We start from the raw sequence: 16,212 nt of genomic DNA on the forward strand, positions 1-16,212 counted from the left end.
GTTTAAATCAGATACATTAAGCAGTACCAATGAAAAAGATCCTGATATTTTTAGCCATTGCTTTTTCTCTCATTATCAAATCTCAGCAAAAGAATGATTCCCTGAATATTGCGCTTCAGAATGTAACCAAAGATACTAAGTTTGGCCTTGCGCTCAGTGGCGGCGGTGCAAAAGGATTTGCCCATATCGGGATTTTAAAAATGATCGATTCATTGGGAATCAAAGTCGATTATATCACAGGAACCAGTATGGGAGGAATTCTGGGTGGATTGTATGCAATGGGATATAATGCAGACCAGCTTAAGCATACGATCTATAAAATGGACTGGAACAGGATTCTGAGTAATAAAATTCCTTACAATAAAGTCAATATCAGTGAAAAAGACGAATATGATAAGTATATCCTTGAATTTCCGGTAGTCAAAGGATTTCCCACACTTCCAAGTTCTTATATTGAAGGGCAGTACATGGGAGAAGTTCTTAATACGCTTACTTTCAACGCAAAGCATATCAACGATTTCAGTAAACTGAGGATTCCTGTGCAGCTTACATCTTCCGATATTGAAAACGGAGGTCTGGTGATGCAGAAAGAAGGATCATTACCACTGGCTATTCGATCTACGCTGGCTATTCCTGCCGCCTTTGCTCCTGTTTATATTGATGGAAAGCTTTTGGTTGATGGCGGTCTGGATCGTAATTATCCGGCCAATGAAGTTCGTGAGATGGGTGCCGGTTTTGTGATCGGAGGCTACACCGGATTCAGACTTTTTACGAAAAAAGAGATTGAAAATCCGATGAAGATGATCTATCAGACTCATGCCATCCGCTCTGTAGAAGATTTTAAACATCAGAAAGAATTATCAGATATTCTGGTCGACTTTGTAGATCCACTGGGAGAAATTACAACGAAAGATTTTGCCAAATTCAGAAGGATCATAAAAATAGGAGAGACTGAAGCGAGAAAACATCTTCCTGAGTTTGTAGCTCTGGCAGAAGCTCAGCGAAAAGCCGGAATTACGTATGAACATACGATGATTGAAGAAGTGAAACTGCCTACCACTAAATTTACTTTTAACGAAGAAGACGGAACACCCATTACAGATGCGGCTGAAATTGAAGTACTGAAAAAGCAGATGGGACTTACGGAAGGGAAGTATTACGATGCAAAAACGGTTAATGAAGCCATAGACCGTGTATTTGGAATGCGCCAGTACGTTAAAGTGTACTATACCTACACGAATGTAAATGATGGTCTTGTGATGAATGTATTTGTGAAAAGAGCGAAAAAAGGGGTATTTAAACTCGCGCTGCACTATGATACGGAACAGTCCGTAGGAATTATTGTCAATTATACATACAGAAATATTCTTCTCAACCGATCAAGATTTCTGGCAACAGTGGATATTTCGGAACGTTTCAAAGCTAAACTTGCTTACCAGCAGTTCCTGGATAGTGGAGAACGTTTATGGTTGGATCTGGAAGCCAAGATGGTTCACCTGAAAAGTAATGATCTGAACTTCAGACTGTATGATATCAGTGAAGATGGCGGTGACCGTTTTCCTAACCATATGTACCGTAATATAACCGGAAAAATTGCACTGAATTATAACATCAATCCTAATGCTTATCTATCTCTGGGAACGGAATTCAGTACGGAAAGAATGTACAGTTTACTGGATAAGGTGGATCAGTCGAAAGTAGATAATTACAGTAAAAAGCTCTATAATCACAGCAATTTCAATACTTTCCTGAAATTTGAACAGAATAATCTCAATAAAAGATATTTCACTACAAAAGGGAATCATCTGCAGGTGAGTACGAGATTTTATTACGGAGATCGGTATGAGCTTTATGATCTGAACACTGTGCAGCCCCTCCTGTATCTGATCCTTAACCCGAAAGAATCTTACTATTCTGAACCTAAAAACCTTGTTTCATTTACATTGAATGAGAACTTTTTCTATCCCATCACAAGAAGACTGACAGTAAAAGCGAATGTGTTTCTAGGAACGAGTTTCGGTTCCAAGAAAGAAGATAAAGTTCCGTATTTGTTTTTGAATCAAAAGTATAACCTGGGTGGGAGTGAATATAATTATGATCTGCTAAGCCCTGAATTCAACGGGCTTCGTCAAAAAGAACTTCCGATGACTTCTGTGGCTAAGGCTGCTGTGTCATTCCAGTACAGAATTATGAAAAAACTCTATCTTACTCCTTCATTCAGCTATGGAAAGGTGAGTGAAGAGTTTTCTCCTTTTAATGACAGTTTTGATATGTTTGGGTACGGATTGAACCTGGGCTACGAATCCCTTATCGGTCCTATCAGCATGAATATTTCCAGAAACAGTCAGCTTGATTTTTCAAGGATCTATTTTAGTGTCGGATTTAAGTTTTAAGGATATACTCCTTTATAATGCTTTTAAATGATCGAAGCAAAAAGCACTTCATTGCTGAAGTGCCAAAATTAACTTGAAATGAGATATGAAGAGTGATTGTTTTTACAGTTTTACTTTCTTATTAATGGTTTTTCCATTAGAAAGGGTGATTTGTACTAGATATACACCCGGTTCAAGATTTCGGGATTCAAACAACGGTTTGTTTACTTCCTGCTGAATAATCAGAGCGCCGGAAATGTTATAAACGCTGATGTTTTTAATATCATTGCCGGATTTAGCTACAATTTGTTGTCTCTGCGTATAGATATCAGTGTTATTTTCTGATGATATTGTTCCTCCCACCGCTTTACTGAACTGAAGATTGTAGTAAGGAGTAACAACTTCAAACGTATAGTTTTTGCTTTCCAGATCATGAATATTGATTCCTCCGGTTTCCCGATACTGTTTTTGGGAAATACTTTTGATCATGGTTTTATTTTCATCAAAAATATGTACAGCAGTAAGTTCCTCCTGATCTACTTTTAATTGCAAAAGGGATGCATTCACAGATTGTACAATTTCGTTTTCGGTAACTTCCTGAGGTGTGTTTTTGATGTATGGAATTATTTTATTTTCATTGTTTTCTGATACTTTCAATAAATAAACTCCATCTTTTAAAGTTGATAAATTTTGGTTGCTGGCTGTCCTGCTCTGGGCTTTTTCTTTATTGAAATCTGTAATTTCTACCAGTTGCATATTGCCCAGATCCGGTTTGATCTGTGAAGACAGAAGGGAAGGTTTTTCAGATGTTTTCTCTGCTGATTGTTTACCGAAAATTGATCCTGCAATCGCCCATTCATTAAGAAGGCCGCCGCTTCTCAGGGTATTGAATTTCGCATTGGAAGCTAGTGTAAAAGGAAGAATTCCTCCCACATGTCCCAGTGGTCCCCAGTAAAAAGAATCCAGTTTATACTTATTAAGATCCCACCATGGATAATAGCCACGCTGAACATCAATAGTTTTAGAAGTATTTTCAGGCGGAATCGCTAGATCGACAGTTGAATGCCCCAATGTCATGGGCGTTTTATTATACCAGTCGTATACATCCTTAGGTTTCATACATAGCCTTAGCTTGTTATTGGGATTGTTGGTAACATCATTGACGAAACTGGTGGTAAAGAGCTTTCTCCATATAACAGGCCCCCACAAAAGTCCGCCGTTATCCTGAACAACATGATAGTTGTATTTATCGAGGTATTCTGCAGAAATAACTTCTGAAATGTCATTATTATAGGTTTTATAACCTGTATTGTTACAGGTATGAAGTACATTCGCCAGGAATGAGGTGAACGGATAAATATCTTTTTCAAGGACTCCCTTATTTAAAGTTACTCCTGAGAAATCATACGGCCCGTCACCCATGTAGGCATATTTGAATTTTATATTATTGGGATTTGAAATGCTTAATCTTTTTAATGTAGACATCGCAGCATGGGCGCCCTGAGAATATCCGGCTAAGAAATATTCGTCATAACGTTTAATATTGAGTTGTGCCAGTACTTTATTCGCTGCGGTTATAAAATCTATGGTAGCACCCGCTTCTGTGGCATAATCTACATAAGGGTGAGTACCATCTCCAGTTCCCATCCCTACGTAGTCGGGCGCCATCAAAATATATCCGTTGAGTACATAGGATAATTCAACAACAAATCCTGCTGTTAAAGCCCCTTTGAAATTAGACGGAACATTATTTCTGCTGTCTGTTGTTCCGTGATCGGATACTACTGTTGAGAGTTTGAAAGGTACGTTAGGGTACATCAATAGTCCTGTAGCTTTTACAAGAACATTGTTTTCATTTTTGGTGTAATAGGTAATTTTGTAACCTTTCAGTCCAAGATTGAAACTGTTCAGATAGTTGGCAAATTCCGGAGCATTCTGATCACCAAGATTATTGGCGATAAAATTGATAACTCCTTGTGGTGTTAAATCCAGTTTCTGCTCGGCACTTACAACATCACCCGCCTGCTGTGCAAAGTAAAATGGAGCTGTAAGACTTAGTAAAAAAGTTGTGATTTTTTTCATATTGTTTGTTTTTGTGTGGTATTAAAGTAATAATTTTAATAAAATCACAAAAACTTTATGATATCAATAATTATTCATTGAATATAAGATCTCTGCAAAGTGAGTAAACAAAAGAGTCTGACCATTGGCCAGACTCTCTATTTATATTTTTATCTTTTTTAGAAAGCGTTGATTCCTGTAATATCCAATCCGGTGATCAGTAAATGAACATCATGCGTTCCTTCGTAAGTAATTACAGACTCAAGATTTGCAGCATGTCTCATCATTGGGAATTCACCCATGATTCCCATACCTCCAAGGATCTGTCTGGATTCTCTGGCTATTTCAATAGCCATATGTACATTGTTGCGTTTAGCCATAGAGATCTGAGCAGGAGTTGCTTTGTGAGCATTTTTAAGATTTCCTAACTGAAGACATAATAACTGAGCTTTTGTAATCTCTGTTAAGAATTCAGCTAATTTTTTCTGCTGAAGCTGATAAGAACCGATTGGTTTTCCAAACTGTTTTCTTTCTTTGGAATACTGAACTGCAGTACAGTAACAGTCAATCGCAGCACCTATTACTCCCCAGGAAATTCCATATCTTGCAGAATTTAAACAAGATAAAGGTCCTTTCAGTCCTGTTACTCCCGGAAGCAGGTTTTCTTTCGGAACTTTTACGTTGTTAAATACCAGTTCTCCGGTTTTGGAAGCTCTTAAGCTCCATTTATTGTGAGTTTCAGGAGTGGTAAAACCTTCCATTCCTCTTTCCACGATTAATCCCTGTACTTTTCCTTCCTCATTTTTTGCCCATACTACAGCAATGTCGCATAAAGGAGAGTTGGTGATCCACATTTTAGCACCATTTAAAAGATAATGATTACCCATATCTTTAAAATAAGTTTCCATAGAACCAGGATCAGAACCGTGGTTTGGCTCTGTCAATCCAAAAGATCCGATCATTTCTCCGGCAGCAAGCTTTGGAAGATATTTCTTTTTCTGTTCCTCAGAGCCGAATTCGTTGATAGGAAACATCACCAATGAACTCTGTACCGAAGCAGCAGAACGTACTGCAGAATCTCCTCTTTCCAGCTCCTGCATAATCAGACCATAAGAAATCTGGTCTAATCCTGAACCGCCATACTCAACAGGGATATAAGGTCCCAGCGCTCCGATTTTACCCAATTCTCTCATAAGATTAGGAATATCTGTATGATTTTGAGCGGCCTGATCTATCTGCGGCATTACAAAACTTTCAACCCAGTCTCTTACGGATTGGCGGATGAGTTTATGTTCTTCAGTAAGTAAAGCATCAATTCCATAATAATCAGGGATGCTTGTAAGAGGATAATATGACATGATTTTTTGATTTGGTTAAAAGTAACATTTTTCGTGATGTCTAGAAAATTTTTTTAAAAACTTGTTTTACTATTGATTCTCAGAGGGCTACTGTTACTTTGTTTATGATTTTAGTTAAATTTATATTTTTATGACTCCTCATCATTAGAGATAGGATACTGATTGGTAGAGTTATGAACTTTAGTTTTAAATTTATACAGATAAGGAGCTTTATTGGCCGAGCCGTCATAGAGTTTTTCCATTCTGTCCAGAATATTTAAACTTAAAATTTTTCGCTGAAAATTATTTCTTCTGAATTTCTGTCCTAAAATAGTTTCATAAAGAGCCTGAAGGTCTTTCATTGTAAATTTTTCAGGAAGCAGGTTACTTGCTGCAACCTCTGTATTGATATTCATTCTCAGGTATTCAAGACCTGTCTCAATAATTCTGTCATGGTCGAATGCCATTTTAGGAAGGTTGTTGACTTCAAACCATTCACAGCTTTCATTGAAAGCGTCAGGGAAAGTATCAGCCAGAGAAAAATCAATAAGGCTGCAGTAACCTACTGTGATAAAACGCTGGAAGATCCAGTGATCTTCAGGAACGGTTATTCCTTTATTTTTAAGGAGAATCTGATGTACATTGTTCTCTGTACGGTCTATTCTTCCGAAGGTGTGAAACTGTTTCAGAAATAACCCTTTAAGATGTGTTCTTTCAAACAAAACCCTTTCAGCAGCTTCTCTCAGGTCTTCATCATTAAAAACAAAACCACCCGGAAGTGACCATAGATCCAGATCATGATATTTTAAAAGCAAAACTTTCAGAATGTTATTATGAAAGCCGAATATGGTGCAGTCAACGGAAATATGCGCTACGAAATCTTTCGTGTCAATGAGTTCCTGTAGCGTTTCTTTACTTTTTGTGTCTTTAATTTTCATGGCAGTAAAAATAAAACTATTTTCTATTTGTGACAGTAAAATATATAAAACTAATCACAAAAAGCAGAATTACAGAAGATAAGATGTATAATGGATAATAATTCAACAATTGTTTTTCAAACAAAACAGCCATAATAATAGAGCTTACAGAGCTGCCAAGAGAGGAGAAAATAACAATAAGAGAGGTGAAAAGATTAATCTTATTTTTATCCACCTGCGCAATCATTCTTGAATTGATCACAGGGTAGAGGGGTGAAAGAAACAAGCCAATAACCGGAAATAAAAAAAGTAAGAATCTCGAATCTTCGGAATCAAAATACTGTATTCCCAGTATAATGATCAGTAAGGTGATAATAAGAGTCATACAAGTAATATAATACCTTGGTAATGTAAACCTTTTGATGATATTGGCAGTAACCGTTCGTCCGGCATAAGAAAAGACGGATAGAAAAGAAGTGGCCTGAAGCGCAAAAAAAGAATTGACCTTCAAATGGTTTTTGTAAAAAGAAGGAAGCCATGAATTGAATCCTTGTTCTACAAAGACGATAAAAAAGACCACTCCTAAAAATAAAGCTACTGCAGGGGTAGTAAACCCTGATAATTCTGAGAGAATACTTTTACTTTCCATAGGTTTTGACTCTACTATTTCTATCTTCGAAAGCAGAAAAATAGTCAACACAGATAATAAAGCAATCAGCAAGAAACCAAACTTCCAGAATTCAGAATACTGGCTGGAAATCACCCATCCAAAACCCGTATTCACAACGAAAATCCCGATCATAAAAGAAGCTTCTACGCTATTCATGGTCTTTGCAAGGGATTTTTCATCCGAAATATTATTCCTTATAATCCCAAAAACACAGATTTTACCAATAGCGAAGCAGGCTCCTATAATCGCAAACCACAATTTATAAAACCAGAAAACCTTTACAAAAGGAAGAAGGCAGGAACAGAATCCAACAATGGCCAGGGCAAGGATCAATGCCTTTTTAGGTCCTGTCTTGTTGATAAAGCTCACTGCAAAAAGCGAAATAAAAGCAATAGGTAGATCTTTAAAAGATTCTAAAAGTCCCAGTTCTCCATAGGTGATTTTCTCTTCTGACAACTGCAGAATCACCAGTCCCATACAGTTTAGAACCATTGAAAAAATGAGAAAGGTAAGTTTTAACGGAAGAGAAATTTTTGAAGGCTTGACGATCATTTTGGGAGATAACTTTATTAATTTTTTATGAAATTTTATGAAATATTGATGCTAAGATAGGGCTTCTAACCCTGAAAAATAAAAGAAAAATTAAAATATTTATGAATAGAATGTTAATTAATTAAAAAAAAATATATTTTTATTGTCTCAATTTGAGAATTAAACAATAACTGTATATGAATGTAAGAATATCAAGAAGCGTAGGAGTGGTTGCCGTCCTCTATTTTACGGCCAACTTCAGTGCCCAGACCACCAAGGTGAAGGACACACTTGCGAAAGAAAACAAAATAGACGAAGTGGTAGTCATCGGTTACGGTACCCAGAAAAAGAGTAACGTAACAGGAGCTATTTCCAGTGTAAGGGCGAAGGATATTGAGGATATTCCTTCAGGAAAGCCTGAACAGGTCCTTCAGGGAAGGGCGGCAGGTGTTTCTGTGGTGACCAATTCCGGACAACCTGGGTCTGCAGCTACAGTAAGGGTTCGTGGTGTAACAAGTTTTGGTGCAGGAAGTAATGATCCTTTGTGGGTTGTGGATGGAATTGTTGTGGATAATATCGCATGGCTCAACCAGTCTGATATAGAAAATATGGAAATTCTGAAAGATGGTGCCTCCGCAGCGATCTATGGGGTTTCTGCAGCTAAAGGTGTTATTCTTGTAACGACAAAGAAAGGGAGAAAGGGAAAGATGAATTTAACCTATAATGGTTTTTACGGGGTGGGATCGGCGTCAAAAAAATTGGATCTTTTGAATGCCAGCCAGTATGGAACTATTATTAATGAAGCTCTGACTAATGCTGGAAAGGCCCCGCGTTTTACTAATCCTCAATCTTTTGGAGCCGGTACAGACTGGCAGGATGTAGTTTTCAATACTGCTGAAAGAAAGTCTCATGAATTCAGTCTGAGTGGAGGAAATGACAGATCTACTTTTTATTCTTCTTTTGGATATTATGAACAGGACGGAATTGTCCTGAAGGATATTTCAAATTACAAAAGGATGAATGTAAGGCTGAATTCTACCCATAAAGTTTTTGATTTCCTTACCATTGGACAAACATTCTCCTATACCCACCAAAAGACGAAAGGAGTTAATGCCAATGACGAATTCGGAGGTCCTTTAAGTTCAGCGATCAATTTAGATCCTATAACACAGGTAGTGGTTACAGATCCTGCCTTATTGAATACAAGCCCATATAATAATGCAGGTATTTCTCCTTATCTGATTAGAGACGCTTTCGGAAATCCGTATGGTGTATCAACTATTGTAGAGAATGAGATGACAAATCCATTGGCATTCAGACAAACTCAGCTTGGAAGATACAACTGGTCTGATGATTTTGTGGCGAATATATTTGCAGAGTTAAAGTTTTTACAACATTTTACTTTCAAAACTACTCTTAACGGAAAGCTGTCTTATTGGGGAAAAGAACAGTTTACACCCAAATATTATCTTAATACCAATTCAAGAAACACAGTATTTAATAGCTTCTTAAGGGAAAGCAATAGAAAGCTTGAATGGAATACGGAAAATACATTAACGTATCAGAATAAATGGGGAAATCATAATTTGAGTGTATTAATTGGACAGGGAGCTTACTTTTATAATATAGGTTCCGGAAATAATACCACCTATATCAACCTGCCGGTTAATAACTGGGAGGACGCGTCCTTTAATTTTGATGTTCCTCAGGAAAATCGTTCAACGTCAGCTTATGACGGGGTTGAAACCCATAAGGCCTCTTATTTTGCCAGAGTGATTTACGATTATGAAGATAAATACCTGTTTACCGGTACTATCCGTAGAGATGGTTCTTCTAAATTTGCAAAAAACAGACATTGGGGGAACTTTCCTGCTTTCTCTTTGGGATGGAATATCTCCAACGAAAATTTCTGGCCGGAGAATAAGATCGTTAATACCTTGAAGTTCAGGGGAGGATATGGTGTTTTAGGTAATGATGCTATTGAAAACTTCAGGTTTGCCAACTTCCTTAAATCAGGAAGCAATTATACCTATGGTGATAATAATATCATTATCGGATACGCTCCAACTACTCTTGAAAACCCGGATCTTCGCTGGGAAGAGACTTCTCAGTTGAATATTGCTGCCGATTTGAAATTCTTAAATGATTTTACTTTGACAGTGGATTGGTTTAAGAAGAAAACAACGGATATTCTTCGCCAGGTAGATATTCCTGGATATGTAGGTGCTCCGGACAGACCTTGGAGAAATGTGGGGGATATGAACAATACTGGAGTTGAAGTTAATCTGGGATATAAAAAGACCTGGTCTGATTTCGGAATTTCAGTAAATGGTAACTTCTCCTATTTAAAGAATGAAGTAACAAGACTTGAAGATGATAAAATCTACGAAAACTTTGCATCTTTCCAGTCTATGGGACCGGTAACAAGATTCCAGGTAGGTTCACCTTATGGAGCTTTTTATGGATATCAGAATCTGGGTATCTTCCAGACACAGGCAGAAATTGATGCCTATAGAAATGCCAGTGGTGGCCTGATACAGCCTAATGCCAAGCCTGGTGATTTCAAAAGACTTGATGTAAATGGCGATGGTAAAATCAATCAGGATGATTATGCTTATCTGGGAAGTTCTGTCCCTAAGTTTACCTATGGTTTAACATTAAACCTTAATTATAAGAACGTAGATCTGATGGTGTTTTTACAAGGTCAGGGCGGAAATAAGATTTTCCAGGGTCTAAGAAGACTTGATCTGTTCTACAGTAATTACCAAACTACAATTCTTGATCGATGGACAGGACCAGGCACTTCAAATACGGTGGCAAGATTGGATGCTGATGATAAAAATGAAAATTACACCAAAATGTCCGACTATTATCTTCAAAAAGGAGATTTTATGAGAATTAAACTGGTTCAGCTGGGATATACGCTGCCGGTAGAAATTTCCAAACGCTTTGGTGCCAGTAAAGTAAGGTTCTATGTAACAGGAGAGAATCTTTTCACTTTTACAAAATATACAGGATATGATCCTGAAATTGCAGTTAATGATTCCTATGGTATAGATAGGGCATATTATCCACAGGCCAGAACATTCATATTTGGTGCTAACATTCAATTTTAAAAAACAGACATGAAAAATAGATTCTATAAAGCAATAGTACTGATCGCACTTACATCAGGTATTGGATTCAGTTCCGTATCTTGTGGTGATGAGTTCATTGAAGATGTACAGAATAAAGGAGCTTTTGACTCCAATAACTACTTCCAGAATGAAGAGCAGTCTTTTAGTGCGCTGGTATCAGTGTATGACCTGCTAAGAAAATATTCTGGGGGGTTTGAAAATACGGTTACTTTCTTTAACGCAGCTTCCGATGATTTCTATTCCGGTGGCGGAAGTCCTACAGATGGTACCGGAATACAAAGTTTTTCCAACTATTCTATTGATCAGATCACTGTTCCCAAAACCTACTGGAATGATTTCTATCAGGGAATTGCCAGAGCAAATCTCCTTATTCAGAGAATTCCGGGTGCTAAAATGAATGATCAGGTACGCAAAAGATTTATTGCTGAAGCTAAAACGCTGAGAGCACTTTACTATTTTGAGCTGCTGAAAATGTTTGGAAATATTCCTCTCATCTTACAGCCTATTACAGCAACCGATGATTATTATAATATCCCTCAGACAGAGACTCAGAAAGTGTATGAGCAGATTGAATCAGATATTGTAGCATCCATCAATGATCTTCCATTATCTATTGCACCTACTAACAAAGCAGAGGTAGGAAGGATAAGCCAGGGGACAGCCAGAGCTATCCTGGGAAAAATTTATCTGTATAACAATAAGAAAGATCTTGCTGCAGCCCAATTTGCAGAAGTGAACGGAACACCGGGACAAGTCAGCCAGTACGGATATAAATTAATTGCTAATTATAATGACCTGTGGAGACAGGACAACAAATTCACCACAGAATCTATTCTGGAAGTGATGCATACCAATAAAGGAAATTCAGACTGGGGCTTCTGGGGGCAAGGTAAGGATGAAGGAAACTCTATCTGTATAATGATAGGACCGAGAGGATACGATAGATTAAAGACTACAGCACCGGATATTGTTTCAGGATGGGCATTTAATACTGCAACAGAAGATCTTTATAATTTCCTGAAGGACGATCCGAGGGTGAATGCCACGATCCTGAACGCAAAACAACTGACTGCAAGCGGAGAGATCAAATATTCACCCGCTCATAATGATACCGGTTATTTTTTGAATAAATATCTTCCCAGAAGAGATGAGGTATCCAATCTTCCCGGAGCTCCGGAGCTAAACTACAGCAGGAATTATATCGTAATCAGACTGGCAGATACTTACTTAATGGAAGCCGAAGCATTAAACGGCTCAGGTGCAAGAGCCCAGGCTTTATTGGATGCAGTAAGAGCCAGAGTTGGACTGCCTTCAGTACCAGTAACACTGCAAGCTGTTAAAGATGAACGCAGACGTGAACTGGCTGGTGAAGGGCACCGATGGTTTGACCTCGTAAGATGGGGAGAAGCACCTTCCAAATTAGCATCTAGAGGATTTAAACCCAATAAGAATGAACTTTTACCGATTCCTTATAATGAACTTCTTAATACGAAGATCAAACAAAATCCTGGTTACTAAAATATGAAGTTTCACAACTTATATAGTTTCTTTAGAGGTGCCGCACTACTTAGTGGTGTGGCCCTTTTTCCTTTATCATGTACCTCAGTGGCATCCAATAAAGGAAACGAAGTTCAATACTGGCTTACAAAAGGAGATGAAAGTGTAAAATTACAGCAGCAGACTCCCCTTAAATTTGTAAATAACACCAACCGCTTTCAGAATATTGAAATTGATGACACTCAAAAATTTCAATATGTTGATGGCTTTGGCTATACATTAACAGGAGGAAGTGTTGAGGTAATCAACCGGTTGTCGCCTTCCAAAAGAAAAGCACTGCTTAACGAACTTTTTGGAAATAATAAAAATTCAATATCCGTCAGCTATTTAAGACTGAGCATAGGTGCATCTGATCTTGATGGTGAAGTCTTTTCATATGATGATCTTCCTGAGGGACAAACTGATCCTTCGCTTTCAAAATTCAGTCTGGCAAAAGACGACGCTTTGATTAGTATGCTGAAAGAGATTCTGACAATCAATCCTTCTATTAAAATTATTGCTGCTCCATGGTCTCCTCCGGTTTGGATGAAAGACAACGGTAAATCAAAAGGAGGAAGTTTAAAACCTGAATTCTATGGAACGTATGCTCAATATTTTGTAAAATATATTCAGGGAATGAAAAAAGAAGGGATTACCATTGATGCTGTAACTCCGCAAAATGAACCCCTGCATCCTGGAAATAATCCAAGTTTGTATATGCCGTCTGAACAACAGAGAGATTTTATTAAGTACCATCTTGGGCCTGTTTTTAAAACAAATAGCATTACTACTAAAATTGTTGTGTATGATCACAATTGTAACAAACCCGAATACGCGATTGATATTTTAAAAGATTCTGAAGCTGGCAAATATATAGACGGATCTGCTTTTCACCTTTACGAAGGCGATATTTCTGCATTAAGTACGGTACATAATGCTTTTCCGGATAAGAATTTATACTTTACTGAACAATGGACAGGTTCAAAAGGCACTTTTACCGAAGACCTGAACTGGCATACAAAAAACGTAATCATCGGATCTATGAGAAACTGGAGTAAAATTGCACTGGAATGGAATCTTGCCAACGATCCGAAATTTGCCCCTCATACAGATGGCGGATGTACAGAATGTAAAGGAGCTATAACCGTTTCCGACAGTGAAAATTTCACCAGAAATGTTTCCTATTATATTATTGCACATGCTTCAAAATTTATTCCTGCAGGCTCTCAGCGCATCGCTTCCACACAGACGGATAAACTTTCAACGGCTGCTTTTAAGACTCAATTTGGGAAAATAGTTTTAATTGTACAGAACGATAATCAGGCAGATGAGAATTTTAATATTAAATTTGCCGGGAAAACCGCTGCAGTAACAATTTCAGGACGTTCTACAGCAACCTATATTTTTTAATTTGATACTATGAAAAGAGTTTATTTCTTACTGGCATTTTCTGCATTTGGATTGAATGCTTACGGACAAAAGACCATTGATCAGAAAGTAGCGGAGCTATTGTCTAAAATGACTTTGGAAGAAAAAGTAGGGCAGATGGTTCAGTACAGTGGTTTTGAATATGCCACAGGACCGCAGCATTCCAATTCAGCTGCTGTTTTAGAAGAAATTAAAAAAGGAAAAGTAGGTTCCATGTTGAATGTAGCAGGTTCTGAAGAAACCAGAGCTTTTCAGAAACTGGCCATGCAGTCCAGGCTGAAAATTCCTTTATTGTTCGGGCAGGACGTTATCCATGGCTATCGTACCACATTCCCTGTCAATCTTGGACAGGCTGCAAGTTGGGATCTGGCCATGATTGAAAAATCAGAAAGAATTGCCGCAACAGAAGCTGCCGCTTATGGTATTCACTGGACGTTTGCGCCAATGGTGGATATTGCCAGAGATCCGAGATGGGGAAGAGTAATGGAAGGTTCAGGAGAAGATACCTATCTTGGAACAAAAATAGGACTGGCAAGAATTAAAGGATTTCAGGGTAGAGGCTTGGGAAGTCTTGATGCGGTAATGGCATGTGCAAAACACTTTGCAGCCTACGGAGCCGCTGTAGGCGGAAGAGATTACAATTCTGTAGATATGAGTCTCAGACAATTGAATGAAACTTATCTTCCACCATTCAAAGCGGCAGCAGAAGCAGGAGTGGCCACTTTCATGAACTCTTTCAATGATATTAACGGAATTCCTGCAACAGCCAATCAATATATTCAGAGAAACCTCTTAAAAGGAAAATGGAATTATAAAGGTTTTGTAGTGTCAGACTGGGGAAGCATCGGAGAAATGGTTCCTCATGGTTATGCTAAAGATGGTGCTGAGGCAGCCGAAAAAGCAATACAAGGCGGAAGCGATATGGATATGGAAAGCCGTGTCTATATGGCAGAGCTTCCAAAACTGGTGAAAGAAGGAAAAGTAGATGCAAAACTGGTAGATGATGCAGCGGGTAGAATTTTAACCAAGAAATTCGAAATGGGGCTTTTCGATGATCCTTACAGATTCAGCAATGAGAAAAGACAAAAAGAGCAGACTGATAATCAGGAAAACAGAAAATTCGGAAGAGAATTCGGTTCAAAAAGTATTGTTCTTCTTAAAAACCAGGGAAATATTCTTCCGCTTTCAAAAAGTACAAAAACTGTTGCTCTGATTGGCCCTTTTGGCAAAGAAACAGTAGCTAATCACGGTTTCTGGTCTGTTGCGTTCAAAGATGATAATCAAAGAATCGTTTCACAATTTGACGGAATTAAAAACCAGCTGGATAAAAACTCTACCTTATTATATGCAAAAGGCTGCAATATCGATGATCAGGATAAAAGTCAGTTTGCTGAAGCCATAGAAACTGCAAAAAAAGCAGAGGTTGTCATCATGACGCTGGGAGAAGGCCATGCGATGAGCGGAGAAGCCAAAAGCAGAAGTAATATAGGATTTACAGGTGTTCAGGAAGATTTGTTAAAAGAAATTGCCAAAACAGGTAAACCTATCATTCTGATGATCAATGCCGGGCGACCTCTGATTTTCAACTGGGCATCAGACAATATTCCTGCCATTATGTACACATGGTGGCTGGGAACAGAAGCAGGAAATTCAATTGCTGATGTTATGTTCGGAACTGTAAATCCAGGTGGCAAACTACCAATGACTTTTCCAAGAACTGTTGGTCAGATTCCTGCGTATTACAATCATTATAATACAGGAAGGCCGGCAAAAAATAATACAGACAGAAACTATGTTTCAGCCTATATAGACCTGGATAATGACCCGAAATATCCGTTTGGATACGGTTTAAGCTATACCGATTTCAAATATTCTGATATGGTTCTGAGTTCCACAAAACTTACGGGAAATCAAATACTGAATATCAGTGTGACTGTTTCCAATATAGGAAAATATGACGGAGAAGAAGTGGTACAGCTTTATATCAGAGATCTTTTCGGGAAAGTTGTAAGACCCGTAAAAGAACTGAAAGGCTTTCAGAAAGTATTCATCAAAAAAGGAGAAAGTAAAAAAGTAGATTTTAAATTGACACCAGAAGATTTGAAATTCTTTGATGATAACCTGAATTTTGATTGGGAAAGCGGAGAATTTGACATTATGATAGGTACGGATTCTCAAAATGTTCAGGCCAAAAGAATCACCTGGACGAAATAAATTCAATTC

Annotated in this window: 9 protein-coding genes; 5 read left to right on the top strand and 4 right to left on the bottom strand. The window is 37.9% G+C overall.

Annotated features, from left to right (window positions below; genetic code table 11):
• The first annotated feature begins 29 nt into the window (after positions 1-29).
• Positions 30-2,393 (top strand): patatin-like phospholipase family protein, encoded by a 2,364-nt coding sequence (locus DEU39_RS02740; protein ID WP_120230852.1) that lies wholly within the window; start codon positions 30-32, stop codon positions 2,391-2,393.
• A gap of 102 nt (positions 2,394-2,495) precedes the next feature.
• On the opposite strand, the gene DEU39_RS02745 is transcribed toward DEU39_RS02740, so the two are convergent.
• From DEU39_RS02745 to DEU39_RS02760, 4 genes are all read right to left on the bottom strand, one after another.
• Positions 2,496-4,454 (bottom strand): T9SS type A sorting domain-containing protein, encoded by a 1,959-nt coding sequence (locus DEU39_RS02745; protein WP_120230853.1) that lies wholly within the window; start codon positions 4,452-4,454, stop codon positions 2,496-2,498.
• 158 nt (positions 4,455-4,612) lie between these two features.
• Positions 4,613-5,791: an acyl-CoA dehydrogenase family protein gene (locus DEU39_RS02750; protein ID WP_120230854.1), complete on the bottom strand. Its 1,179-nt coding sequence runs from the start codon at positions 5,789-5,791 to the stop codon at positions 4,613-4,615.
• A 128-nt stretch (positions 5,792-5,919) separates the two neighbouring features.
• The gene (locus tag DEU39_RS02755) at positions 5,920-6,708 is read right to left on the bottom strand and encodes an NUDIX hydrolase (RefSeq protein ID WP_062670299.1); all 789 of its coding nucleotides are present in this window, start codon (positions 6,706-6,708) and stop codon (positions 5,920-5,922) included.
• Positions 6,709-6,724: 16 nt separating this feature from the next.
• A complete protein-coding gene (locus tag DEU39_RS02760) occupies positions 6,725-7,909 on the bottom strand; it encodes an MFS transporter (RefSeq protein WP_120230855.1) in 1,185 nt (394 codons plus the stop codon).
• Positions 7,910-8,085: 176 nt separating this feature from the next.
• Here DEU39_RS02760 and DEU39_RS02765 point away from each other — a divergent pair, with 176 nt between their 5' ends.
• Genes DEU39_RS02765 through bglX form a run of 4 tightly spaced genes read left to right on the top strand, consistent with a single transcriptional unit; the run spans position 8,086 to position 16,203 of the window.
• The gene (locus DEU39_RS02765; protein ID WP_120230856.1) at positions 8,086-11,004 is read left to right on the top strand and encodes a SusC/RagA family TonB-linked outer membrane protein; all 2,919 of its coding nucleotides are present in this window, start codon (positions 8,086-8,088) and stop codon (positions 11,002-11,004) included.
• A gap of 9 nt (positions 11,005-11,013) precedes the next feature.
• Positions 11,014-12,543, top strand: a complete 1,530-nt coding sequence (locus tag DEU39_RS02770) for a RagB/SusD family nutrient uptake outer membrane protein (RefSeq protein ID WP_120230857.1) — start codon at positions 11,014-11,016, stop codon at positions 12,541-12,543.
• A 3-nt stretch (positions 12,544-12,546) separates the two neighbouring features.
• Positions 12,547-13,971: a glycoside hydrolase family 30 protein gene (locus DEU39_RS02775; protein WP_120230858.1), complete on the top strand. Its 1,425-nt coding sequence runs from the start codon at positions 12,547-12,549 to the stop codon at positions 13,969-13,971.
• A 9-nt stretch (positions 13,972-13,980) separates the two neighbouring features.
• Positions 13,981-16,203 carry a beta-glucosidase BglX gene (gene bglX, locus DEU39_RS02780; RefSeq protein WP_120230859.1) on the top strand — a complete coding sequence of 741 codons (2,223 nt, stop codon included), beginning with the start codon at positions 13,981-13,983 and terminating at the stop codon, positions 16,201-16,203.
• Positions 16,204-16,212: the final 9 nt, after the last annotated feature.

It is taken from the genome of Chryseobacterium sp. AG363 (assembly GCF_003610675.1).
GTDB lineage: Bacteria > Bacteroidota > Bacteroidia > Flavobacteriales > Weeksellaceae > Chryseobacterium > Chryseobacterium cucumeris.